Here is a 23,153-nt window from a genome sequence, read left to right on the forward strand (position 1 = left end):
ACCTTCCACTGGAACAAGACAATGAACACTGCTGCTCCCGCGCGTCCGGCCGACGCGCTCGACTCGAACTGGTCCCTCGTGGCCGCCGGCGCGCTGATGACCTGCGTGGCCATCGGCGTGCTGTTTTCGCTGGCCGTTTTCCTGGAACCCATGAGCGCGGCCACCGGCTGGTCGCGCGCGGGTGTTTCCAGCGCCATGACGCTGGCCTTCCTGAGCATGGGCGTGGCCGGTTTCGGCTGGGGCGCCTTGAGCGACCGCTACGGCCCGCGCATGGTGGTGCTGGCCGGCACGGTGCTGCTCGGACTCTCGACCGTGCTGGCCAGCCGCGCATCGACCTTGCTCGAATTCCAGCTCTTCTACGGCGTGCTGATGGGCCTCGCGGCCGGCAGCTTCTTCGCGCCGGTGATCGCCACTGCCGCGTCCTGGTTCGACCGGCACCGCAGCCTGGCCGTCTCGCTGGTCTCGGCGGGCATGGGCGTGGCGCCCATGACCATCTCGCCACTGGCCGCGTGGCTGGTCACGCACCACGACTGGCGCACGGCCCAGCTGATCATCGGCATCGGCGCATGGATCGTGCTGCTGCCGGCGGTCTGGCTCATTCGCGCGGCACCACGCGCAGCCCACAGGGACGCTTCGGCGGGAGGCGCCGCCCCGGCAGCGGAGATGAAGGTCGGACAGGCGCTGCGCTCGCGTGCCTTCCTGGTGCTCGGCATCACGTTCTTCGCGTGCTGCGCGGCGCACTCCGGGCCGATCTTCCATACGGTGAGCTATGCCATCGGCTGCGGCTTGCCGACCTTCGCGGCCGTCACCATCTACAGCATGGAAGGGGCGGCGGGCCTCGGCGGGCGGTTGCTGTTCGGCGTGCTGGCGGACCGGCTGGGCGCCAAGCGGGTGCTGGTGGCCGGCCTGCTGATCCAGGCCTTGGCCGCCGCGAGCTACCTGCTGGTGAAGCAGCTCGGCGGCTTCTATGCCGTGGCCATCGTCTTCGGCCTTGCCTATGGCGGCGTGATGCCGCTCTATGCGGTGCTGGCGCGGGACTACTTCGGTCCCCGCATCCTGGGCACGGTGCTGGGCGCGGCGTCGATGCTGTCGAGCCTGGGCATGGCGCTCGGCCCGGTGCTCGGCGGCTGGCTGTTCGACCGCTACGGCAGCTACACCTGGATGTACATCGGCTCGATGACCGTGGGGCTTGGCGCCGTGGCCATCGCGCTCACGTTCCCGCGGACCGGTGCCGCCAACAAGCAGCCGCAGCTTCAGCCGGCCGGCTGACTCCTTTGGCAGGCCTGGATCGTCCTGGTTCCATCCACACCAACAACGGAGCCAGATCATGAGCATCATCAAGGACAAGAACATCGTCGTCACCGGCGGAAGCCGCGGCCTGGGCCTGGGGCTGGTCGAAGCGCTGGTCGCGCAGGGCGCCAGGGTGACGGTGGTCGCGCGCGACGCCGGTGCGCTCGAAGCCGTGCGCGCCCGGCTGGGCGTGGCCACCGTCTCCGCGGATGTGACGGACGAGGCCGCGGCCCACCGCATCCTGGCCGAGGTCCGCCCCGAGATCCTGGCGCTGAACGCCGGCGCGCCGCCGCGCATGGGCCGGCTCGACCAGCTGAGCTGGGCCGATTTCAGCGCGCCATGGGAGACCGACGTCAAGGCCGGGCTCTACTGGCTGCAGGCGGCGCTCAGGCTGCCGCTCGCGCCCGGCAGCCGCGTGCTCGTGGGATCGAGCGGCGCGGCGCGCAACGGCTCGCCGCTCTCGGGCGGCTATGCCGGCGCCAAGCGCATGCTCTGGTTCATGGCCAGGTATGCCAACGGCATTTCGGAACAGCAGAAGCTCGGCATTCGCTTCCAGGCGATCGTGCCGATGCAGATGATCGGCGGCACCGGCGTGGGCGACGCGGGGGCCGCCGCCTATGCGCGCGCCATGGGCGTTGCGCCCGGCGAGTTCCTCGCGCGCTTCGGTACGCCGATGCCGCCGCGCGCCTTCGGCGACAAGGTGGTTTCGATGCTGGACGACCCGGCGTGGGCCAAGGGCTTCGCCTTCGGCTTCGGCGGCGACTCGGGCATCACGGTGCTCGAGGAGGCGGCCGCATGAGTGCAGCACAGGCGCCTTCGCCGGACCTCGGCGGCACCCAGGCGCAGCTGGCGGCGCTTGCCGAGGCGCTGCGGCCCGAGCTGCACCGCTACTGCGCGCGGCTGATGGGCTCGGTCATCGAGGGCGAGGACGTCGTGCAGGACACTTTCGAACGTGCCTTCGCGGCCGTGCATGGCATGGACGAGGCCACGCCGCTTCGGCCCTGGCTGTTCCGCATCGCCCACAACCGCGCGCTCGATCTGCTGCGCGGCCGCACGATCCGCATGGCCGAGCCGATAGCCGCTGCCGACGACCTGGCCGACACCGCCAACCCCGACCCGATGGAGATGCTGATGCGCCAGGAAGCTGTCGAGACCGCGGTGTCGCGCTTCGCGGAACTCCCGATCCACCAGCGCAGCGTGGTGGTCCTGAAGGACGTGCTCGGCGAATCGCTGGCGGAGATCGCCGCGGTGCTCGACCTCACGGTCGACGCCGTGAAGGGCCATCTTGCGCGCGGGCGAGCGCGACTGCGGGAGATCAACGCACAGCCGCCCGGCCCGCCCGCAGCACCGCCACCGCCGTCCGCCGCGCTTGCGCGCTATGTCGCGCTCTTCAACCAGCGTGACTGGGACGGCCTGCGCGCGCTGCTCGCCGACGACGTGAGGCTGGTCCAGTCGGCGCATCCGGTGCGCGCCGGCCGCGCCGACGTCGGCATGTTCTTCACGCTCTACGCAAAGATCGATGGCGTGTGGCTGGCCCCGGCATGGCTCGAGGGCCGCGAGGTGATCGCGGTGTTCGACCAGCGCGGCGATCCGGAACCCGGCTACATCATGTGGCTGGAGTGGCGGGGTGGCCGCATCAGCCTGATCCGCGACTACCGCCACATCCGCTACGTCACGGCCGATGCGCGGCTGCAGCTGATGGCTTGCGCCTGAGTCTTCGAAGCCAGCGGCCGCCGGCATCGAAGCCGCGGCAAGCGCCCACCGCGATCGCACCGGTGACCGCGAGCATGGCCGCGGTGTGGACGCCGACCGCCGCGAGCGCCAGCAGCAGCGAGTCCGACGAGCTGAACGCCGTCGCTGCGCCATCGCCGATGCACAGCGGGATCAGTGCCGGCACCAGCATCAGGCCGGCGCCGTGCGCGGTGGACACCATGAAGGACCAGAGCGCCATTCCCGCATGCCCCGCCGGTGCGCGCGCCGCACTGGGCGTGCGGCCCCACAGGTGAAGCGCCGCGAAGAGCACCACCAGCACACCCGCCAGCATCTGCAGCAACGCGCGGTCCAACGACAGGCCGAAGGCCACCGCACCGGCCACCAGCGCCACCGAGGCGGCATGGCCGATCGCGATCGGCAGCAGCGCCCGCAAGGCCTGCCTGCGGTCGCGCGAACGCAGGCCCCAGGCGGCGGCCCACATCCAGCCGCTGGCAGGGTTCAGCCCGTGCAGGGCGCCGACGCCCGCAACCGCGAGCCACGGCCAGAGGCTTGCCATGGTGTGCCTGCCGGTTCAGCGCGTTGACCGTTCAGTCGGACGCGTGGCAGCACGAACCCGCCGCGGCCGCCGGCTTTGCGGCCGGCGCCGGCTCGTAGCGGTCGTGATGGCGCACCCAGTCCATCGCGTAGATGGGGTTCGGCTCGTCGCGGCCCTTGGGCGTGAGGTCGAGCAGGCTGTAGGTGCCCATCATCACTTCCACGCCGCGCTCGTAGGTCGAATAGGTGTGGAACACCTCGCCCGCGTCGTTTCTATAGAACACGCTGATGCCGGGGGCCTCCTGCGCGGGGAAGGGCCGCACACTGTAGTTGTAGCAGACCTCGCCTTGGCCCTCGGCCCACTGCTGTGGCGTGAAGCTCACGTTGAAGTCGTAGTTGAAGTCGCTGCCGTGTGCCGAGACCCACCTGAACTGCCAGCCCATGCGCCGGCGGAAGCGTTCGATCTGGTCCAGCGGCGCGCGCGAGACGACCAGGAGCGTGACGTCGCGGTTTTCCAGGTGCACCTTCATCCCGCCGAGGTGGTCGGACATGTAGGAGCAGCTCGGGCAGCCCTGCTCCCAGTCGGGGCCGAGCATGAAGTGCTGCACCAGCAGCTGGCGGCGGCCTTCGAACAGGTCGGCCAGCGCGCGCGGGCCCTCGGGCGTGTCGAAGACGTAGTTCTTCTCGACGCGGGTCCACGGCAGCGCGCGGCGCTCGCGGGCGACCTGGTCGCGCAGGTGCGTCAGTTCCTTTTCGCGCGCCAGCAGCGCCTTGCGCCGGGCCAGCCACCGGTCCTTCGAGACGACGGGGTGGTTCGTCACGGTGTTCTTTTCGGCAATGGCGGTGTTCATGCGTTTCTCCTTGGGCTCGGTGAGCCGATGTGGGTTTCGTCCATGCGCGGCGCCACCCGCCTGGTGGCCGGCGCGCTCGTCTTCGGCAGGCAAGCCGAAAGGGGGTTGTCGCGGTGGGCCGCTCAGGCCCGGGCGGCTTTCGGGCGCCGCACGGCGCGGACCTTGCCGCTGCCGCCGCCACCGCAGTAGAAGAGGTCGGCGCCGTCGGACTCGAGCCCGCTCACGTTGGCGCCGCGCGGCATCTCCAGCCGCTCGAGCACGGCGCCGCTGTCGGGGTCGACGCGGCGCAGCTCGCTCTCGTCGCCTTCCCAGGTGGCGTGCCACAGCTCGCCGTCGACCCAGGTCACGCCGGTGACGAAGCGGTTGGACTCGATGGTGCGCAGCACCGCGCCGCTCACCGGGTCGATCTGGAGGATCTTGCGGTCGCGGTACTGCCCGATCCAGAGGCTGCCCTCGGCCCAGGTCAGGCCCGAGTCGCCGCCGTGGCCGGGCGTGGGAATCGACGCCAGCACCTTGCCGCTGGCCGGATCGATCTTGTCGATGCGCGCCTCGGCGATTTGATAGAAGTAGGTGCCGTCGAAGGCGGTGCCGGCGTCGCAGGCGCAATCGAGGGTGCGCGTGGTCTCGCCGCTCGCGGGGTCGAAGGCCACCAGCTGCGCGCCGGTGGCCGCCCAGACGCGCTCGCCGTCATGGGTCACGCCGGCCACGCTGGTGGCGCCGGCGAAGGGACCGTACTCGCGCACGATCTCGGCCGTGCGCGGTGCGGCCTCAGGCTTGTCTTTCTTGCTGGCTGCTGTGCTGCTGTTCATCGCGGGCTCCTGGTGTGGCGGGCTCCGGAATCGGCGCCTTGGAGACAACTCTATTCAATCGGCAGCGCGGCGGGGAGTAACAAGATCGTCGTGAATCCCGTCAGCGGCGGCGCGAGCCAGCGCTGCGCCCGCGCCCGGCCGATGGCGCGCACCCGCCCCTCGGCCTCGAGTTCGGCCAGCGCGCGCTGCACCGTGCGCTGGCTCGCGTCCAGCGCCAGCGCCAGCGCCGAGGTCGACCACGCTGCCCCGTCGGACAGCAGCGCCACCAGCGAAGCCTGCTCGCCGTCGATGGGTGGCGCGAGCACGACCACCTCGCGGGCATCGCGCGGCCTGAGCACAAAGCCGCGCGCCGTGGCCTCGATGCCGGCCTCGGCCGCGACCAGCGCGCGCAGGCGGCCGATCTCGACCCGCAGGCGCGCGCGCAGCGTCTCGTCGGGATGTCGGGTGTTGAACGCGTAGGCGATCAGCGCCTCGCGTTCGATGTCGCCGGGCCAGGCCTCGGCGAGCGCCCGCGCCAGCGCGAACAGCACCGGACGGCGCGCCAACGGCCGCCATGCACCGCCGGCGCCCACGCCGCGGCGGCAGGCGTCGACCACCAGCGCGTCCGAGGCCCGCAGCGCCGCGACCTCGTCGAGCCGCAGCGCCTCTTCGCCGCCGGCAAAGAGACGCCGTGCCGCGGGACGGTCGAGCGCAGCCTGCGCCTCCGCCACCTCGGCCGAAAGCGCCGGCACGCGGGCGCGGGCGGCCGCCGCCTGCGCGCGGGCCAGCGCTGCGCGTGCCGGGCCGACGTGCAGCGAGCGCAGTGCCAGTTCCATGGTGGTCAGCTCGGCGACCGCCTCGAGCGCGGGCGGCAGGTCACGCGCATCGAGCGGCGCCAGCGCGGCCCGGGCTGCCTCGAGCCGGCCGAGCAGGAGCTGCTGCCGCGCCGCGATCAGCCGCGCCTGCAGCGCGTTGGCATGGTCGGCGTGCGCTTCGAGCGTGGCGGCCGCCGCGGCCAGCGCGCGCGGCGAGCCGCCGAGCTCGCGCATGGCCATGGCCACCTCGGCCTCGGCCACCACGCAGCGCGCGCGCGCGAGTTCCTCGTGGGCCCCGAAGCCGCGCGCGGCGCGTCGCAGCAGTTCGCGGGCGCGCGGATGCTCGCCGAGCTGCGCCATCGCGATGCCGCGCAGGGCCAGCGCCGGCGGGTCGTCACGCAGCGCGACCCGCTTGAGCGCGCCGAGCGCATCGCCGGCGGCCAGGGCGCGGGCGGAGGCGGCAATCAGGGAATCCATGGCGCGAGGCTACAGCGGTCGTGCGTACTGGGGCATGTAGTTCCGCACCAGCATTGCCACGAGCTCAGCCTGCAACACGTCTTTCGAACGCTTGAGGGGATCGCGGTTCGGATATTTCGCCAAAGCCAGCTTGACGTCCACGAAATCCAAGGGATGCATCGTGTTCATGAGTGCCATCTCACCGGTCGTGGAGACCACCATCTGGCTGAATCGCGGGGAATTCAGGATCCGCTCGCCCGTGGAGGCCTGCACCGCCCAGATGTCGTCTTCGTCATCGCTCATGCGCAGTGGATGCGGGTCACCATCCTTGGCGACACGGCGAATGACATCGACCTCGAATCCGGTCGCGTTGCGCACGGTCTCCTTTTGATCCTCGAGGCGCTCGAAAGACTTGTCGGCCTTGCGAAGAAGACCGAGCAGCGACACCTCCGATTCCTTCATGCGGGAAAAAAAGGCCAGATGCTTGCGCGTATCAAACAGAAGGTCGATGTCGCGAGTCGCCATGGCCTGAGGCACGAATCTCACGCCACACGCACTTTCATAGGCGTACAGGGCGTGTGTGCCGACCACGGTGAAATGCTCGGATATCCCCGCTTTGTCCAGGACGTTCAGTACATCGACGACGACGGGGGGGACACGGCCGACCCGCAGCGCGCGATTCAGACGACGCTGCTCTTCGAATGTCCTTTCGATGGACGCCAGTCGATCGGCAAGAGCGACCTTGCGCTGGGTGAAGATCTGAAAAATCTTGGCGGTCGCGTCGCTTTCGGGCCCCAATGATTTGTGGGCGCCCTTGACAGAAGTACGGATCAGATACCGATGACCCGAGATCTCGCGCCAGATCATCCCGCCTCGGAACTGCGCGGCCTCATGCCTCAAGCGTCGAATTTCTGCAAAGACGCTCTCCGCGTCGATGTACTGCCGCTTCTGGCTTTCACTGTTTTCGAGGATGTCCGACATTTCATCATTTTCCTGAAGTTTTCATTTTTATGGTGAAAAACGCGAAGGCAGGCCCTTTGTTTCCTTTCACTGCAAACAGATGATTTCGGAAAATGTGATGAAAATATATATAAATCAATAGCTTATATAAATACTTCAAAGCAGGAACATGGTGGTGCAGGGCGCCCTCAGGCTGGCCAACTCCCGCCCGCGGACGTGCTTCATGAAGCCTGGCTTCACAAGGTGTGCAGTATTCGCCACTATTTCTTTTGGATTCTTCTTCTTACAGTCGCCGCCAGCGCCCCTCGGGCGCGACCCCACCCACGAAGAACGGATCCCACCATGAGCTCGCTCAACGTCAACGGCCGCGACCACGCGGTCGACGCCGATCCCGGCACCCCCATCCTCTGGGCCCTGCGTGACACGCTGGGCATGACCGGCACCAAGTTCGGCTGCGGCGCGGCGCTGTGCGGCGCCTGCACCGTGCATCTGGACGGCCAGGCCATCCGCTCGTGCATCACGCCCATCTCGGCCGCTGAAGGCAAGAAGATCGTCACCATCGAAGCCGCCACCGACGGCAGCGACCCGGTCGGCGCCGCCGTGCACGCCGCATGGGTCCGGCACGACGTGGCGCAGTGCGGCTACTGCCAGAGCGGCCAGATCATGAGCGCCACGGCGTTCCTCAAGTCGCAGCCCCAGGGCAAGCAGCCCACGGCGGCCGAGATCGATGCCGCCATGGCCGGCAACATCTGCCGCTGCGGCACCTACGCCCGCATCCGCGCCGCGGTGGCCGATGCCGCCAAATCCCTGGCCTGAAGGAGCATCCGCCATGCTGCCCACCCACATCGATCCCGCCGAACTGCCGCGCATCCTGCAGCGCCTGATGGCCGCCAGCCAACAGCAACCCGAAGACGCCGCCGCGCTGCCGCGCCGCAGCTTCCTGAAGCTGGCCGGCGTCGGCGGCCTCGCGCTCGGCGCCTTTCCCCACATGGCCATGGCGCAGGCCACTGGCAAGGGCGCCGCGGCCAGCACCCTCAAGCCGACGCAGCAGCCCTCGGCCTTCGTGCAGATCGCCCCCAACGGCGAAGTCACCGTGACCCAGAACCGCCTCGAATTCGGCCAGGGGGTGCAGACCGGCTTGCCGATGATCCTGGCCGAGGAGCTCGATGCCGACTGGAGCCTGGTGCGCAGCAAGAGCGGCACCAACGACCCCGCCTACCACGACCCGCTCTTCGGCATGCACCTGACCGGCGGCTCCAACTCGATCAAGAACAGCTACACGCAGTACCGCGAGCTGGGCGCGCGCGCCCGCGCCATGCTGCTGTCGGCCGCCGCGGCGCGCTGGAACGTCGACGTGTCCACGCTGCGCACGCAGGCCGGCACCGTGCTGGGCCCGAACGGCCGCAAGCTGGGCTATGGCGAGCTGGCCGAAGCCGCCATGGCGCTGCCGGTGCCCGAGAAAGTCACGCTGAAGGATCCCAAGGACTTCCGGATCATCGGCCGCCCGACCACGCGCCTGGACGCGCGCGCCAAGAGCAGCGGCCGGCAGGACTTCGGCATCGACGTCAGGCACGCCGGCCAGCTCACGGCCGTGGTGGCGCATCCGCCTGTGTTCGGCGCGCGCCTCGCTTCGGTGGACGACAGCGCCGCGCGCGCCGTCAAGGGCGTGAAGGCCGTGCTGCGCGTGCCGCTGGACCGCGGCGCCGAAGGCGTGGCCGTGGTGGCCGACGGCTACTGGCCCGCCAAGCTGGGCCGCGACGCGCTCAAGCTGCAGTGGGACACGGCCGCCGTCGAGAAGGTCGACAGCGACCGGCAGCTGGTCCAGTACCGCGAACTGGCCAGGCAGCCCGGCGCGCGCAAGTTCGACGCCGACATGGCGCCGCTGGCCAAGGCGCCGCGGCAGCTGGAAGCCGAGTTCGTGTTCCCCTACCTCGCCCATGCGCCGATGGAGCCGCTGAACTGCACCGTCCAGCTGTCGGGCGACCGCGCCGAACTGTGGGTCGGCACGCAGAGCGCCGGGCTCGACGGCGCCGCGGCGGCGCGCACGCTCGGCCTCAAGCCCGAGCAGGTGCGCGTGAACGTGCAGATGGCCGGCGGCGGCTTCGGCCGGCGCTTCGTGGGCTCGAGCGACGTGGTGGTCGAGGCGTGCGAGATCGCCAAGGCCGCGCGCGCCGCCGGGCTCAATGCGCCGGTGCGCCTGCTGTGGAGCCGCGAGGACGACATCAAGGGCGGCTACTACCGCCCCATGCACCTGCACCGCGCGCGCATCGGCTTCGACGAGCGCGGCAAGGTGCTGGCCTGGGACCACGTCATCGTGGGCCAGTCGATCACCGCCGGCACGGTGTTCGGCGACTCGATGGTGAAGAACGGCATCGACGCCACGGCCGTCGAGGGCATGCGCGATCCGTATCCGCTGCCCATGCGCCTGACCGTGCACCACCCCAAGGCCAACGTGCCGGTGCTGTGGTGGCGCAGCGTGGGTTCCACCCACACCGCCTTCGTGATGGAGACGCTGCTCGACGAGATCGCGCGCAGCACGAAGCAGGATCCGGTGGCCTACCGCATGCAGCTCTTCGGCGACAAGCATCCGCGCCACCGCGCCGCGCTGCAGCTCGCCGTCGACCGGAGCGGCTACGGCAAGAAGCAGCTGCCCGCCGGCCGTGCCTGGGGGGTGGCGGTACACGAATCCTTCGAGTCCGTGGTGGCCTACGTGGTGGAAGCTTCGGTGAAGGACGGTCAGCCGGTGCTGCACCGCGCCACCGCCGGCGTGCACTGCAACCTGGCCGTCAATCCGCGCAGCGTGGAAGCCCAGGTGCAGGGTGCCGCGGTCATGGGCCTGTCGATGTGCCTGCCGGGCGGCGCCATCACGCTGAAGGACGGCGAAGTGCAGCAGAGCAACTTCGGCGACTTCACCGTCGCGCGCATCACCGACATGCCCGAGTTTGCCGTGCATATCGTGCCGAGCGCGGAGCCGCCCAAGGGCATCGGCGAGCCGGGCCTGCCGCCGCTGGCGCCGGCCTTCGCGAACGCCATCGCGCAGCTGACCGGCAAGCCGCTGCGCCAGCTGCCGTTCAACCTGGCGGACAGCAAACCGGCATGACCCGCAACGATCGCAAGCAGCGCCTCGCAGCCTCTCTCGCGTTGGCCTTGGCGCTTGGCGCAGGCGCGGCCTGGCCGGACCGCGCGGCGGCCAGCCAGGCACTGGCGCAGAAGTACGCCTGCATCGCGTGCCACCAGCCCGCGGCCAAGGTGGTGGGGCCGTCGTGGAAGGAGATCGGCGCACGCTACGGCGACGGGAAGACCAGCGCGGCGCAGCTGGCGGCGAGCATCAAGGCCGGCAGCTCGGGCAAGTGGGGCGCCATGCCCATGCCGCCGCAGGGCCGGGTCCCCGATGCCGACCTGCAGTCGCTCGCGCAGTGGCTGATCGACGGCGCGCCCTGACCGGCATTGCCTGAGCCGCGGCCGCGCCAGGCGGCGCAGGACCGCTCCCTAGAATGCCGCATGGAAACCCGGCAGATGCGTTGTATCGTGGCCATTGCCGAGGCCGGCAGCCTCACGCGCGCGGCGGAGAACCTCGGCCTCGCGCAGCCCGCGCTGACGCAGATGCTGAACCGGCTGGAAAGCGAGCTCGGCACCCGGCTCTTCACGCGCACGCGCCGCGGAGCCACGCTCACCGAGGCCGGGCTCGCCGTCGTCGATGACCTGCGGGCGAGCCTGGCCTACGGCGACGCGGCCACCGAGCGCATCCGCGCCATGGGCGCCGGACGCGCGGGCCGGCTCACCATCGGCTTTGTCACGCACGCCGTCTACCAGGTGCTGCCACGTGCGCTGCAACGCCTGCGCGCGGCATACCCGCAGCTCGACATCTCCTTGCGCGAGATGAGCAATGCCGAGCAGGTCGAGGCGCTCGAAGGCGGGCGCATCGACATCGCGCTGCTGCATCCCCCCGTGGCCGTCAACGCGCGCGTGCACGAGAAGCGGCTCGGCGAGGAACGGCTGGTCGCAGCCATTCCCGTCGCCCATGAGCCCGGGGCCGACGGCTGCGTGTCGCTGGCGGAGATTGCCGCGCACGGGCTGGTGTGGTTTCCGAGCCTGCAGATGTCGGCGCTACGCACGCAGGTTCTGGCGGCGTTTCGCGCCGCCGGACACGAGTTGCGGATCGTGCAGGATGCCAACCGCACGCTCACGGTGCTGTCGTGCGTGGCGGCGGGCCTGGGGTGGTCGCTGCTGCCGAGCTCGGTGCGCGCGCTGCGCCACGAAGGCGTGCGCTATGCCGAGGTGCGCGACGGCGCCGCGCTGCCGCCTTTCGAGCTCTCCGCGATGTGCCTGGCGAAATCGCGCCCCGCATTCGCCGATGCCTTCGCCGCCATGCTCGATGCGTCGCCGTGCCGCTAAGGCTGTCGAAGCGCCGCTTCCTCGGCCAGCCGCGTGACGATTGCCTGTTCAACCAGCCTGCGCGAGGCGAGCTGCAAGCGGCCGCACTGAGCGCAGCGATAGAGCCGCCGCGAAGGGAACAGACGCATCCAGAGGCGCCGCTGCAGGCGCTTCAGGTGGCCGAAGCCGCACGGGCAACTTGAAAACAGGTTTTCCAAGACAAGCTCCAAATGGATCCGCAGTACCGAACTCGTCTGTCGCTAGAACTTCTCGGCTCCGGCAGCTTCGTTGCGTCACGTAATTGTTTGTCGAAATTTCGCCTGATTGTGTTGATATTGGTAACGGTTAACACTCCCACAAAGTGGGGAGTGGCCCCGGTTCAGTCGAGCGCGATCCGGTTGGTCTTCGCGACCTGGGTCCATTTGGCGATCTCGGCGCGGCGGAAGGCGTCCAGTTCGGCCGGGGTGGAGCCGATGACCTCGGCGCCCATGGTTTCGAGGCGCGTGCGCACATCGGGCTCGCGCAGCACGGCGGCCAATTCCCTGGACAGCCTGTCGACCACGGGCGCAGGCGTTCCGGCCGGAACGAACACGCCGTTCCATTCGTAGACCTCGTAGCCGGCCAGCCCCGCCTCGGCCACCGTCGGCACCTGCGGCAGCACCGGCGAGCGCGCCTTGCCGGTCACCGCCAGCGCGCGCAGCTTGCCGCCCTGGATGTACGGCAGGCTGGAGGCCAGGCTGCCGAAGAACACCGGCACCTGGCCCGCCATCACGTCGGTGAGCGCGGGGCCGCCGCCCTTGTAGGCCACGTGGGTCATGCGCACGCCGGCCATCGCACCGAAGAGTTCCGCGGCGAGGTGCTGCGCCGAGCCGTTGCCCGAGGAGGCGTAGTTGATCTGCTCGGGCCTGGCCTTCGCCTGCGCGACGAGGTCCTTCACGCCCGCGATGGGCGCGGCAGGGTTGACCACCAGCACATTGGGCACCCGCACCAGCAGCGAGACCGGCGCGAGGTCGCGCAGCGTGTCGAACGGCATCTTGCTGCGCAGCGCCGGGTTCTGCGAATGGTTGGAGGCGTCGAGCATGACCGTGTAGCCGTCGGCCGCGCTCTTGGCAACCAGGTCGCCGCCGATCGCGCCGCCCGCGCCGGCGCGGTTGTCGATCACCACCGGCTGCCCGAGCCGGGCCGAGAGCTTCGGCGCGATCACGCGCGCCACCGCGTCGACCGTGCCGCCCGGCGGGTAGGTCACGACCATCTTCACGGGTTTGGCGGGCCATGCCTGTGCCGCGGCGCCCAGGGCCGAAAGGCACAGCGCGGTGCCGATGCAGGCGGCGGGAAGCCACGCGCGCAGCTTGGGGGTTGTCGCATTCATGATGTTGTCGTCTCCTTGGAAAAACCGAAAAGCGCGGCCGGCGTGTCGACCAGGATGCAGCGCCGTGCGTCGGCGTCCGGGATCCAGTGGTTCAGCGCGGTGCGCGTCTGTGCGTAGCCCGCGTGTTCGCGGTGCTGGGTGTGGGGCCAGTCGCTGCCCCACAGCAGGCGCTGCGGTCCGCAGGCGTCGAGCAGCGACGCCGCGGCGCGCCGCGCCTCGGCCCCGAGCGGATCGCGCCAGCTGCGGTAGGCGGCCGACAGCTTGACCCAGGTGCGACCACCGGCGGCGGCGCGCGCGAGCCAGCCGAAGCCGCTGTCGGCCGCGGAGTTCTCGCCCGGACGTCCGAAGTGGTCGACGACCAGCTTGCAGCCGGCATCGAGCACGGGCTGGCCCGCCGCGGCCAGGTCCTGCGATGGCCGGTGCAGCTCGACATGCCAGTCCAGCGCCCGCACATGCTGCAGCAGGGTTTGCCACACGGGCCGGGAAAGGTCCGGCATCGGCAGCCCCACGAGGTTGAGCCGCAGGCCGCGGACACCGGCATCCGCGAGCACCCGCAGTTCATCGAACGGCGTTGCGGCGTCGACCACCGCCACGCCGCGCAAGCGCTCCGGGTGGGCGCGCAGCACGCCGAGCAGGTAGCTGTTGTCGGTGCCGAGGAAGCTGGGCTGCACCAGCACGCCGTGCGACACATCGTGCGCGTCGAGGAGGCCGAGGTACTCGCCGGGCGTGGCGTCGTAGTCCGGCGCATGCCGGCGCTCGGGAGCGAGCGGCAGGCTGCCGAGGAAGACGTGCGCATGGCTGTCGACCGCGCGCAGGTCTCGCGGACCGTCGCGGAACGTCGATCGCTGCGGCAGAGGATGGGAAGAAAACAGATCGCGCCTCCTCGATGAAGTGAGGCGGAAGTATCGGCAGGGAAGCGCTGCAGCGGAATCCGCGCGCGCGTTCGTTATTCATAGGCGCCGCTTATGCCGCGGCCGGCCCGTTCAGGGCGTGCTGCCAGTCCGCGGCACGCCGAGCTTGCGCAGCGTCCGGTGGAAGTTGCTGCGGTCGATGCCGGCCTCGCGCGCTGCATTGGCCACGTGCCCGCGGTGCCGCGCCAGCGCATCGGCGAGCCAGGCGCGCTGGAACGCCTCGGTGGCTTCGCGCAGTGTGCCGCCGGCGGCGCCGGCAAGGCCCGTGCCCGTGCCTGCGGACACCGGGGCGGGTGATGTCGATGGCGTTGCGGAGCCCCCGGCCGCCGCCGCATCCAGCGCCAGGTGATGCGGCTCGATCGCGGTCCAGCGCGCGCCGCGGCGCTGCTCCCTGAAGGCGCGCAGCGATGCGCGGCTGATCACATGCTCGAGTTCGCGCACGTTGCCGGGCCAGCCGTGCGCGAGCAGCGCGGCCTTGGCGGCCGGCGACAGCCGCAGGTTGCGCGCGCCCAGGCGGTGCTGGTTCTCCTCGAGAAAGCCGCCCGCGAGCGCCACCACGTCGCGCCCGCGCTCGCGCAGCGGTGGCACGACCAGCGGATAGACCGAGAGCCGGTGGTAGAGGTCGGCACGGAAGCGGCCCTGCGCGATCGCTGCGGGCAGGTCGCGGTTGGTGGCCGCGATCACGCGCACGTCGACCTTCAGCGTGCGATCGCTGCCGGGCCGCTGCAGCTCGCCGCTCTGCAGCACGCGCAGCAGCTTGGCCTGCACCGTCAGCGGCAGCTCGCCCACCTCGTCGAGAAAGAGCGTGCCGCCATCGGCGATCTCGAACTTGCCGCTGCGGTCCTGCAGCGCGCCGGTGAAGGCGCCGCGCTTGTGGCCGAAGAGCTCGCTGTCGGCCAGCGTCTCGGGCAGCGCCGCGCAGTTCACCTGCACCAGCGGCTGGTCGCTGCGGCGCGAGCGCGCATGCAGGCGCTGCGCCACCAGGTCCTTGCCCACGCCGGTCTCGCCGAGCACCAGCACCGTGAGGTCGGACACCGCGACCGTGTCGATCTCGCTGCACAGCTGCTTCATCGCGGGGCTGCCGCCGAGCAGCTCGCGCGTGGCGCCGCCGCCCGAGCGCAGGGCCTGCGCGACGGCCTGCTCGCGCATCGCGCGCGCTTCCATTTCCTGGATCGTGTGGGCCGCCTCGATGCCGGTTTCGACCAGCGCCACCAGCGCGTTGAGCTGCGCCGGCCCCACGGCCTCGAAGGTGCCGGCCTCGAGCGCATCCAGCGTCAGCAGGCCCCAGACGACGCCGCGCAGCCGCAGCGGCGCGCCCATGCAGTCGTGCACGGGCAGGATGCCCGGCTGGCCCGCGACGAGGCCGTCGTACGGATCGGGCAGGCCGCAGTCCTGCGCGAAGCGCAGGCCCCGCGCGCTCTCGAGCAGGCGGGCAAAGCGCGGGTGCGAGGCCACCGGAAACTGCCGCCCCAGGGTTTCGTCGCTCAGGCCGTCCACGGCCAGCGGCCGCAGCACGTCGCCGTCGAGCCGCAGCAGTGCGGCGGCATCGCATCGGACGAGGCCGCGCGCGGCGGCAAGGAGCGACCGGTAGCGCGGACCCTCGGTGGCCGCGGCCGCCCCGCTTGTGGTCGAATTGACACTTGTGGTGGTCATAAATGCAACATGAATCCTGTTGCGGATTTGACCACGTATCGCAAATCCCCAATGGTGGCGGGCACTTGCGAGAGGCCGCCGGCTGGCATGGATCGTGAGAGGGAAGAGCATCCCAACTGCCGACCCCGAAAGCCACAGATGACCCCGCAAACCATCGCCATCGTCAAAGCCACCGTTCCCGCGCTCCAGGCGCACGGGGAGGCCATCACCAGCCACTTCTACCGGATCATGTTCGAGAGCCATCCGGAGGTGAAGGCCTTCTTCAACGAGGCGCACCAGGCCGCGGGCAGCCAGGCGCGCGCACTCGCGGGCGCGGTGCTGGCCTATGCCACGCACATCGACCGGCTCGACGAGATCGCCGGCGCGCTGCCGCGCATCATCCAGAAGCACGCCGCGCTGGGCGTGCTGCCCGAGCACTACCCGATCGTCGGCGGCTGCCTGCTGCAGGCCATCAAGGACGTGCTCGGCGAGGCCGCGACCGACGAGATCATCGCGGCCTGGGGCGAGGCCTACCAATCGCTCGCGGCGCTGCTGATCGCCGCCGAGGAAGAGGTCTACCGCGCCAACGCCGCACAGACCGGCGGCTGGCGCGGCGAGCGCGAGTTCCGCGTGGCGCGCCGCGAGCAGGAGAGCGAGGTCATCACCTCCTTCTACCTGGAGCCGACCGACGGCGGCCCGCTGCTCGCTTTCTCGCCGGGCCAGTACCTCACGCTGGTGCTGAACATCGACGGCGAGCCGCTGCGGCGCAACTACTCGCTGTCCGATGCGCCGGGCAAGCCCTTCTACCGCATCAGCGTCAAGCAGGAAGAGGGCGGCCGCGCATCGAACTGGCTGCACGAGAAGGCCGGCGTCGGCACCCTGCTGCAGGTGCAGGCGCCTTGCGGCGACTTCGTGCTGCAGCCCGCGGGCGAGCGCGTGCGGCCGCTGGTGCTGGTGACGGGCGGCGTGGGCATCACGCCGGCCATGAGCATGCTCGAGTCGGTGGCGCACACCGGCCGGCCGGTGCACTTCATCCACGCCGCGCGGCATGGCGGCGCCCATGCGTTCCGCGCGCGCGTCGATGCGCTGGCAGCCCGGCATGCCAACGTGAAGCCGCTCTATGTCTACGACGTGCCGCGCGAATCCGACCGGCCGCATGCGACCGGCTTCGTCACGCGCGAGCTGCTCGCGCAGCAGCTGCCGGCCGACCGCGACGTCGATCTCTACTTCCTCGGCCCGAAGCCTTTCATGAAGGCGGTGTATGCGAGCGGCCTTGCGCTGGGCGTGCCCAAGCAGCAGCTGCGCTACGAATTCTTCGGGCCGCTGGAGGCGCTGGAAGCATGAGGCGGGTTACCCCGCTTTGTCGACGCTTCGGCTTCGCGGGTATAGGATGAAAGTGCACTCACGAGGAGATCGCAAATGCCCGAACTGAACGCGCCCGAGAGCAGCAGCACCCGCGCCGTCGAACGCGCGCTGGACGAAAGCAAGCAGGTGAAGAAAACAGTGGAGGAAGCCGCGGACGAACTCGCTGTCGTTCATGTGGTGCTGGACAAGGGCGTCTCCGAGGACGCGCGCACCGACGACCTCGGCCGCGCGATCGAGCAGACCGACCAGATCGAGAAGAAGCTGTCGAAGTCGGTCGATCTGCTGGAGCGGGTCGCCGAAGCGCTGGAGGCCGAAAGCCACAGGAAGGCCTCGTGAGAAGAAAGAAGCCCCTGCGCCTTGCGCCGCGTGCTGCCTGGGCACCGTCTCCAAGTCGAGCAGCCTGCCTACAAGGATGAAGAAACACCGGCCGTAAAAAGAATCGATTGGTGGTTGCGTCCCGTTGCCCAAGCGCCTCCAGACGCCGAAAGCGCATGCATGCCGCTCACTGCAATCCTTGTCGAGGACAGCCGGACGATCCGGGACAACCTGATTCCGGCATTGGAGGAGCTGGCCGGCGTTCGCGTCGTGGCCACCGCCGAGACGGCGCAAGCGGCCATCGATGCGCTGGCGCTGCACGCTTCCTGGCAACTGGCCATCGTCGATCTCTTCCTGAAGGAGGGCTCGGGACTGACGGTCATCCGCGCCTGCCAGGGCCGCTCCAGGGACAAGCACCTGATCGTCCTGACGAACTACCCGAGCCCCGAGATGCGCCGCCGCTGCCTGGCGCTCGGCGCCGATGCGGTCTTCGACAAGTCCACCGAACTCGACGCCTTTTTCGAGCGCTGCCTGGGTTATCAAGGCAGGTGAGCTTCCAGGCGCGATCGGGCTATGCCACCCACACCGTCTTGATGTTCACGAACTCCTTGATGCCGTAGCCCGACAGCTCGCGGCCGTAGCCGCTGTCCTTCACGCCGCCGAAGGGCAACCGCGGATCGGAGCGGACGGCGTCGTTGACGAACACGCATCCCGCCTCGATCGACTCGGCCGCGATGCGCTCGCCGCGGGCCAGGTCGCGCGTGAGGACGGCGGCGCCCAGACCGAACGAGGAGTCGTTGGCGACCGCAATGGCCTGCGCCTCGTCGCGCACCGGAATGACTGCGGCCACGGGGCCGAACAACTCTTCGTCGTACGCGGCCATGCCCTTGGCGACGTCGGTCAGCACGGTGGGTGGGTAGTAAGCGCCCGGGCCCTCGGGAATCCGGCCGCCGAGCAGGCAGCGCGCGCCGCGCTGCACGCTCTGCTCGACCTGCCGGTGCAGGGCGTCGCGCAGGTCGTGCCGGGCCAGCGGGCCGATTTCCGTCGCCATGTCCAGCGGATCGCCTTGCCGCACCGCCTTCATCTTCTGCACGAAGCGCTGCTCGAATTCGCGCCGCACCGGCTCGACGACGATGAAGCGCTTGGCGGCAATGCAGCTCTGGCCGCCGTTGACCAGCCGGCCCCTTGTGCACACGCTGGCGGCCAGGTCGAGGTCGGAGTCCTCCAGCACCAGGTAGGGATCGCTGCCGCCGAGTTCGAGCACGGTCTTCTTCAGCATCTCGCCGGCCTTGCGCGCCACTGCGCTCCCGGCCGGGCCGCTGCCGGTCAACGTGACCGCGCGCACCAGCGGATGCGCGATGGCCGCATCGACCTGCGCATTGCCGATCAGCAGCGTTCGGAACAGGTGGTCGGGCATGCCGGCCTCGCGCAGGATCTGCTCGATCGCGAGCGCGCAGCCCGGCACGTTCGACGCATGCTTGAGCACCGCCGCGTTGCCGGCCATCAGCGCGGGCGCGGCGAAGCGGAACACCTGCCAGAACGGAAAGTTCCAGGGCATCACGGCCAAAACCACGCCCAGCGGATTGAAGGTGACGAAACTCGTGCGCGCTTCGGTCTCGACCGGCTCGCGTGCCAGCAGCCGTGCTGCGTTGTCGGCGAAGAATTCGCAGCATGCCGCGCACTTCTGCGCCTCGGCAATGCCGTCGCGCAGCGGTTTTCCCATTTCGCGCGCCATCAGCCGGCCCCAGCTGTCGGACTTCGCGCACAGGATCTTTGCCGCCGCGCGCAGGTGCTGTGCGCGCTGCTCGAACGAGGTGCCGCGCCAGGCCAGGAATGCCTCGTGCGTCTTGCCGATGATGTCGTCGACGGCGGCACGCGGCATTTCCGCATGGGCCTCGAGCTTCTCGCCGGTCGCGGGGTTGATGGATTCGATGGCCATCTCGCTGCCTGCCCTCACTTGCCGGCCCTGTGCGCGGCCCGCGTCCGCGCGGCCTTGCGGGCGGCATGCGAACGCTCGGCGGAACCCTTGGTGCGCGCCGCCTTGCGCGCCGCTGCCGAGCGCTCTGCCGCGGTGCGCTCCTTGGACGCCGCCTTGGCATGCCGGGCCAGCGCCGGCCTGGACGCCGCAGCCTGGCTTTCGTGCTGCAGGGCGCCGATGGTCGCGCGCGAGCGCTTGCGCGAGACCTTGGCATCCGGCTTGTCGCCGGCCTCCAGCGCATGCTGTGCGCTGCGCCGCGTCTTCTCTGAGACCGTGCCCTTCTTGGGCACTGGCAGGTCGACGCCGGCGCGGCGCGCTTTGGACAAGCCGATCGCAATGGCCTGCTCGGGCGAACGCGCTCCGTGCCGGCCTTCGCGGATGTGCTCGATTTCCTCGCGCACGAATTCGCCGGCCTGCGTGGTCGGCGCCTTGCCTTCGCGTTTGTCGCGCTCGGCGCGTTCGATGGTTTTCTTCTCGGGCATGGCGGATCTCCCGTAGTTGAAATATCTCCCGTAGTTAAATTTCACTCTAGGCCGGTGGCGTGCAGTGGGTGTAGGGCGCCGCAACCTCGTCGATGTAGGCCTTCGACGATGCAGGCGATCACGCGCGCGGGGCGCCGAGTCCTACAGATGGGAGGCGGCAATCTTTCGCAAAGTGTCCACGAGGCCCGGGCGCCGGCCGCCTCGGCTGGACCTGCTGCGTGGCCTTTCAACCGAAGAGGAGATTTCTCATGCACACGATCAAGGATGTGATGAGCCGGGACGTGCAAGTCATCAGTCCCGATGCGACCATCGCAGAGGCCGCGCGGCAGATGCGCGACGGCGACTTCGGCATGATGCCGGTCGGCGCGAACGACCGGATGATCGGCTCGATCTCGGACCGCGACATTGCCGTGCGCGCGGTGGCCGAAGGCCGCAGCGCCGACACCAAGGTGCGCGACGTGATGTCCGACGGCATCCGCTGGGCCTACGAGGACGAACCGGTCGAACGCGCCGTCGCGATCATGGGCGAGTACCAGATCCGTCGGCTGCCGGTCGTCAGCCGCGACAAGCGCCTGGTGGGCATCGTGGCGCTGGGCGACCTTGCGGTCAGGGAAGCCGAGTCCGAACCCGCGGCCGAAGCGCTGTGCGAGATCTCGGAGCCCGCCTGAGCACCGGCGCCACCGTTGGCGATTTCCTACAGCGCTTCCGCATCCCTCTGACAGAAGTCGGCGATGCGGTGGCGCAGTCTGGCATCGGATGTGGTGCGCCCCTCCGGGCTCCGACGGTGCTCAAGTGGAATCGAGCGAGCACGACGAGAACGAAGCAGGACAGGCCGGCGCACAGGCCAATGAGCGAAGCTCGTGGGCAAGGCGCATGGCATGAAAGGCGCACCACGTCCCCCTTATTTGAAGCGCAGCGACCGGCCGCTGCCTTCCCTCTCGAAAACACCGCCGAAAGGATTCCCCATGAGCAAGACCCAACTCGATGGCGCCAAGGTTGCCATTCTGGTGGCCGACGGCTTCGAGCAAGCCGAGATGACGGAGCCGCGCAAGGCGCTCGAGGCGGCCGGCGCCGCGACCAGGATCGTCTCGCCGAAGGACAGCACCGTGCGCGGCTGGAAGCATCACAGGCCGGCCGATGAGTTCAACGTCGACATACCGCTGCCGCAGGCGGCCGCGCACGAGTTCGATGCGCTCGTGCTGCCCGGCGGCGTCATGAACCCCGATGCGCTGCGCACCAACGAGGAAGCCATCGCCTTTGTGCGGGACTTCTTCAAGGCCGGCAAGCCCGTGGCCGCGATCTGCCACGGACCGTGGACGCTGATCGAGGCCGACGCGGTGCGCGGCCGCACGATGACCTCGTGGCCCTCGCTGCGCACTGACCTCACGAATGCCGGCGCCAAGTGGGTGGACCGCGAGGTCGTGGTCGACGGCAACCTGATCACCAGCCGCAAGCCCCAGGACCTGCCGGCCTTCGACCGCGAGATGGTCCGGCTGTTTGCAGATGCGCGGGCGCACGCCTGAGCACGGCGCGAGGTCGAACCCGCCCGCTGTCCGCGCCCGCGCTCAATGCAGCGGACGCCCGGCGGGGCTCGGCGCGGCCCTGCCGTCTGGAGATTCCCTCTGCCGTGTCGTCGCAGCTGAGTTCGCTTGCCAACGGCCGAACATACCGGTTGGAGCGTCGCCGTTCCCGCGCGGAGGCGACGTGTTTCGCCACCACCCTTGACGGGAGACCATCCTCATGAATGCCCAGACCCGCTTGGAACGAATAGACAACCTGTTCCCTGAAATGATGCGCCGCTGGGCGCGGCCGCTGCAGATGCTCGACGATGTCGACGTGCCGTCCGACATCCGCGTCTCGATCGACGGCAACTACATCTCGACCGCGGCCGACATCAAAAAGGAACTGGAAGAAAAGCACGGCAGCGCCTCGCGCGGCTTCACGCTCGGCAGCGAGGTGGACGACAAGACCGCCGTCGCCAAGCTGGAGGATGGCGTGCTGCGCCTCACGCTGCCCAAGCAGCAGGGCAGCTCCAGCCGCGTGCTGAAGATCGAGCAGGCCGCGGCATGACCATTCAATGGGACGAGCTCCGGGCCGCATACGACGCCTGGCGCGCGGAGCGTGACAAGTTCGACCGCTGGATGACGGCCATCGCCGCCGGCGAGCCCTACGACAAGGCCGAGCTGGGAAAAGACATCGAAGAGCTCGACGCGAGGCACCAGGTCTTCCTGGAGAAGGTCCGCCCCTTCGTGTCATGAGCACGAGGATCGTTCAGTTCTTGGCCATTGCGATCGGCGCGCTCGCGTTGATTCCTTCAGGCGCGCACCTGGCGGCGCTCCCGAGCAAGATCGGCCTCGGCCCATCAGAGTATTTTCTGGTGCAGGGCATCTACCGCGGCTGGGCCGTGCTCGGGTCGCTGTGGGTGGCGGCGCTGGTGGTAAACATCGTCCTCGCGGTCGTCGTCCGCTCGCAGCCCCTGCCGTTCCGGCTCGCGCTCGGTGCCGCGGCCTGCATCGCGGCGATGTTCGCGATCTTCGTGACGTGGACCTTGCCGGGCAACCAGGCGACGCAGAACTGGACCATCGTCCCGGCGAACTGGGAAACCCTCCGGCGCCAGTGGGAGTACTCGCATGCGGTGAACGCGGGGATCGTGTTCCTCGCGCTCTGCCTGGTGACCGCGTCGGCGTTGTGCTGGCGGCGGGCGTGATCAGCCCGGCGGCTGCGCCAGCAGCTGCTCGCCGCGCGCCGGGTAGTCGTTCTTGATGACAAAGTCCAGCGCCTGCACCATCTCGGCGAAGTTGGGGCGCACGAAGGGCATCGATTGCACCGAGAGGTAATAGACCGTGTTGTCGGGCCTGACCAGAAACAGGCCGGGCTCTGAGAACAGCGCCGGCTCGTCGATGCCGATGGAGGTCTTGCCCCGGCTCGCCGAAATGTACAGCCCCCACTTCCTGGCGTCCGCGAGCGACAGACCATAACCGATGCGCAGCTTCGCCGCGCCGATCTTGTCGGCCATCGCGCGGGCGCGTTCCTCACCGTCGGAACTGATCGCGATGGTGCCCACGCCGCGCTCGGCGAAGGCCGGCGTCAGCCGCTCGAGCTCCTTCAGGTAGCCAGCGCAGATCGGGCAGTGCAGCCCGCGGTAGAAGCACACCAGCGTCATGCGCTCGGGCTTCTCGTCGATCAGCCGGAACCGGCCTGCGCCGAGAGTGTCGACACTCAGGTCCGGGGCTTGTTGGCGCGGAATCAGCATGGGGGTGCTCCTTGGAAAAAAGGGAGGGGTTGCAAACAAGGCCCAAAGATCTCATGCTCGGCGCCAT

General features: G+C 69.6%; 27 protein-coding genes. 15 read left to right on the top strand and 12 right to left on the bottom strand.

From position 1 onward, the window contains the following. Positions 1 to 21: 21 nt before the first annotated feature. The 3 genes from FB547_RS27200 to FB547_RS27210 are packed head-to-tail and all read left to right on the top strand — an operon-like array spanning position 22 to position 3,003. Entirely contained in the window at positions 22 to 1,269 is a 1,248-nt protein-coding gene (locus tag FB547_RS27200) for an MFS transporter (protein ID WP_145746752.1), read from the top strand. 58 nt (positions 1,270 to 1,327) lie between these two features. Continuing rightward, positions 1,328 to 2,089, top strand: a complete 762-nt coding sequence (locus FB547_RS27205; protein WP_145746753.1) for an SDR family NAD(P)-dependent oxidoreductase — start codon at positions 1,328 to 1,330, stop codon at positions 2,087 to 2,089. Continuing rightward, complete coding sequence (locus FB547_RS27210) at positions 2,086 to 3,003, top strand: sigma-70 family RNA polymerase sigma factor (protein WP_145746754.1); 918 nt, start codon at positions 2,086 to 2,088, stop codon at positions 3,001 to 3,003. Before FB547_RS27205 ends, FB547_RS27210 begins: the two co-directional genes overlap by 4 nt. Here FB547_RS27210 and FB547_RS27215 read toward each other — a convergent pair. The 5 genes from FB547_RS27215 to FB547_RS27235 form a co-directional block, all read right to left on the bottom strand. Beyond that, on the bottom strand, positions 2,963 to 3,559 hold the full coding sequence (locus FB547_RS27215; protein WP_145746755.1) for a hypothetical protein: 597 nt from the start codon (positions 3,557 to 3,559) through the stop codon (positions 2,963 to 2,965). The two genes, FB547_RS27210 and FB547_RS27215, sit on opposite strands and share 41 nt — an antisense overlap. 31 nt (positions 3,560 to 3,590) lie before the next feature. Then, positions 3,591 to 4,388, bottom strand: a complete 798-nt coding sequence (locus FB547_RS27220; RefSeq protein ID WP_145746756.1) for a DUF899 domain-containing protein — start codon at positions 4,386 to 4,388, stop codon at positions 3,591 to 3,593. Between the two features lie 122 nt (positions 4,389 to 4,510). Further along, complete coding sequence (locus FB547_RS27225; RefSeq protein WP_145746757.1) at positions 4,511 to 5,197, bottom strand: hypothetical protein; 687 nt, start codon at positions 5,195 to 5,197, stop codon at positions 4,511 to 4,513. A gap of 50 nt (positions 5,198 to 5,247) precedes the next feature. Continuing rightward, positions 5,248 to 6,468, bottom strand: coding sequence for a helix-turn-helix domain-containing protein (locus tag FB547_RS27230; protein ID WP_145746758.1), 1,221 nt, complete (start codon positions 6,466 to 6,468; stop codon positions 5,248 to 5,250). Positions 6,469 to 6,477: 9 nt separating this feature from the next. Continuing rightward, positions 6,478 to 7,428, bottom strand: coding sequence for a GSU2403 family nucleotidyltransferase fold protein (locus FB547_RS27235; protein ID WP_145746759.1), 951 nt, complete (start codon positions 7,426 to 7,428; stop codon positions 6,478 to 6,480). Positions 7,429 to 7,749: 321 nt separating this feature from the next. Here FB547_RS27235 and FB547_RS27240 point away from each other — a divergent pair, with 321 nt between their 5' ends. From FB547_RS27240 to FB547_RS27255, 4 genes are read left to right on the top strand one after another with little or no spacing between them, the layout of a single operon-like run. Continuing rightward, positions 7,750 to 8,223 (top strand): (2Fe-2S)-binding protein, encoded by a 474-nt coding sequence (locus FB547_RS27240; RefSeq protein ID WP_145746760.1) that lies wholly within the window; start codon positions 7,750 to 7,752, stop codon positions 8,221 to 8,223. Between the two features lie 13 nt (positions 8,224 to 8,236). Beyond that, on the top strand, positions 8,237 to 10,507 hold the full coding sequence (locus FB547_RS27245; protein ID WP_145746761.1) for a xanthine dehydrogenase family protein molybdopterin-binding subunit: 2,271 nt from the start codon (positions 8,237 to 8,239) through the stop codon (positions 10,505 to 10,507). After that, entirely contained in the window at positions 10,504 to 10,848 is a 345-nt protein-coding gene (locus FB547_RS27250) for a c-type cytochrome (protein ID WP_261380410.1), read from the top strand. The genes FB547_RS27245 and FB547_RS27250 overlap by 4 nt, the downstream gene beginning before the upstream one ends. A 60-nt stretch (positions 10,849 to 10,908) precedes the next feature. After that, a complete protein-coding gene (locus FB547_RS27255; RefSeq protein ID WP_145746762.1) occupies positions 10,909 to 11,802 on the top strand; it encodes a LysR family transcriptional regulator in 894 nt (297 codons plus the stop codon). On the opposite strand, the gene FB547_RS27260 is transcribed toward FB547_RS27255, so the two are convergent. The 4 genes from FB547_RS27260 to norR all read right to left on the bottom strand — a co-directional run bounded on the left by FB547_RS27260 (position 11,799) and on the right by norR (position 15,714). After that, a complete protein-coding gene (locus tag FB547_RS27260; RefSeq protein WP_145746763.1) occupies positions 11,799 to 11,999 on the bottom strand; it encodes a hypothetical protein in 201 nt (66 codons plus the stop codon). The genes FB547_RS27255 and FB547_RS27260 overlap by 4 nt on opposite strands. A 161-nt stretch (positions 12,000 to 12,160) precedes the next feature. Continuing rightward, positions 12,161 to 13,150: a tripartite tricarboxylate transporter substrate binding protein gene (locus FB547_RS27265; protein WP_145746764.1), complete on the bottom strand. Its 990-nt coding sequence runs from the start codon at positions 13,148 to 13,150 to the stop codon at positions 12,161 to 12,163. Next, a complete protein-coding gene (locus tag FB547_RS27270; RefSeq protein ID WP_145746765.1) occupies positions 13,147 to 14,004 on the bottom strand; it encodes an amidohydrolase family protein in 858 nt (285 codons plus the stop codon). The genes FB547_RS27265 and FB547_RS27270 overlap by 4 nt, the downstream gene beginning before the upstream one ends. Positions 14,005 to 14,133: 129 nt before the next feature. Continuing rightward, positions 14,134 to 15,714 (bottom strand): nitric oxide reductase transcriptional regulator NorR, encoded by a 1,581-nt coding sequence (norR, locus tag FB547_RS27275; RefSeq protein ID WP_145746766.1) that lies wholly within the window; start codon positions 15,712 to 15,714, stop codon positions 14,134 to 14,136. Between the two features lie 138 nt (positions 15,715 to 15,852). On the opposite strand from norR, the gene hmpA reads away from it, so the two are divergent. The 3 genes from hmpA to FB547_RS27290 all read left to right on the top strand — a co-directional run bounded on the left by hmpA (position 15,853) and on the right by FB547_RS27290 (position 17,925). Further along, positions 15,853 to 17,037 carry an NO-inducible flavohemoprotein gene (hmpA, locus tag FB547_RS27280; RefSeq protein WP_145746767.1) on the top strand — a complete coding sequence of 395 codons (1,185 nt, stop codon included), beginning with the start codon at positions 15,853 to 15,855 and terminating at the stop codon, positions 17,035 to 17,037. Between the two features lie 75 nt (positions 17,038 to 17,112). Further along, positions 17,113 to 17,394: a hypothetical protein gene (locus FB547_RS27285; protein WP_145746768.1), complete on the top strand. Its 282-nt coding sequence runs from the start codon at positions 17,113 to 17,115 to the stop codon at positions 17,392 to 17,394. 159 nt (positions 17,395 to 17,553) lie between these two features. Beyond that, positions 17,554 to 17,925 (top strand): response regulator, encoded by a 372-nt coding sequence (locus FB547_RS27290; RefSeq protein ID WP_145746769.1) that lies wholly within the window; start codon positions 17,554 to 17,556, stop codon positions 17,923 to 17,925. 19 nt (positions 17,926 to 17,944) lie between these two features. Here FB547_RS27290 and FB547_RS27295 read toward each other — a convergent pair whose 3' ends face one another. Then, on the bottom strand, positions 17,945 to 19,312 hold the full coding sequence (locus tag FB547_RS27295) for an NAD-dependent succinate-semialdehyde dehydrogenase (protein WP_145746770.1): 1,368 nt from the start codon (positions 19,310 to 19,312) through the stop codon (positions 17,945 to 17,947). 14 nt (positions 19,313 to 19,326) lie between these two features. Continuing rightward, positions 19,327 to 19,833 carry a transcription elongation factor gene (locus FB547_RS27300; protein ID WP_145746771.1) on the bottom strand — a complete coding sequence of 169 codons (507 nt, stop codon included), beginning with the start codon at positions 19,831 to 19,833 and terminating at the stop codon, positions 19,327 to 19,329. A gap of 248 nt (positions 19,834 to 20,081) precedes the next feature. On the opposite strand from FB547_RS27300, the gene FB547_RS27305 reads away from it, so the two are divergent. The 5 genes from FB547_RS27305 to FB547_RS27325 all read left to right on the top strand — a co-directional run bounded on the left by FB547_RS27305 (position 20,082) and on the right by FB547_RS27325 (position 22,540). Then, positions 20,082 to 20,501 carry a CBS domain-containing protein gene (locus tag FB547_RS27305; RefSeq protein ID WP_145746772.1) on the top strand — a complete coding sequence of 140 codons (420 nt, stop codon included), beginning with the start codon at positions 20,082 to 20,084 and terminating at the stop codon, positions 20,499 to 20,501. Between the two features lie 297 nt (positions 20,502 to 20,798). Then, entirely contained in the window at positions 20,799 to 21,356 is a 558-nt protein-coding gene (locus FB547_RS27310; RefSeq protein WP_145746773.1) for a type 1 glutamine amidotransferase domain-containing protein, read from the top strand. A 217-nt stretch (positions 21,357 to 21,573) separates the two neighbouring features. Continuing rightward, positions 21,574 to 21,903 carry an Hsp20/alpha crystallin family protein gene (locus FB547_RS27315; protein WP_145746774.1) on the top strand — a complete coding sequence of 110 codons (330 nt, stop codon included), beginning with the start codon at positions 21,574 to 21,576 and terminating at the stop codon, positions 21,901 to 21,903. Next, positions 21,900 to 22,091: a hypothetical protein gene (locus FB547_RS27320; RefSeq protein WP_145746775.1), complete on the top strand. Its 192-nt coding sequence runs from the start codon at positions 21,900 to 21,902 to the stop codon at positions 22,089 to 22,091. Before FB547_RS27315 ends, FB547_RS27320 begins: the two co-directional genes overlap by 4 nt. Next, positions 22,088 to 22,540 (top strand): DUF1772 domain-containing protein, encoded by a 453-nt coding sequence (locus FB547_RS27325; RefSeq protein ID WP_145746776.1) that lies wholly within the window; start codon positions 22,088 to 22,090, stop codon positions 22,538 to 22,540. The genes FB547_RS27320 and FB547_RS27325 overlap by 4 nt, the downstream gene beginning before the upstream one ends. On the opposite strand, the gene FB547_RS27330 is transcribed toward FB547_RS27325, so the two are convergent. Next, on the bottom strand, positions 22,541 to 23,086 hold the full coding sequence (locus tag FB547_RS27330; RefSeq protein WP_145746777.1) for a peroxiredoxin-like family protein: 546 nt from the start codon (positions 23,084 to 23,086) through the stop codon (positions 22,541 to 22,543). It abuts the gene before it with no gap. Positions 23,087 to 23,153: the final 67 nt, after the last annotated feature.

Origin of the sequence: Variovorax beijingensis (assembly GCF_007828835.1) — a bacterium.
GTDB lineage: Bacteria > Pseudomonadota > Gammaproteobacteria > Burkholderiales > Burkholderiaceae_C > Variovorax > Variovorax beijingensis_A.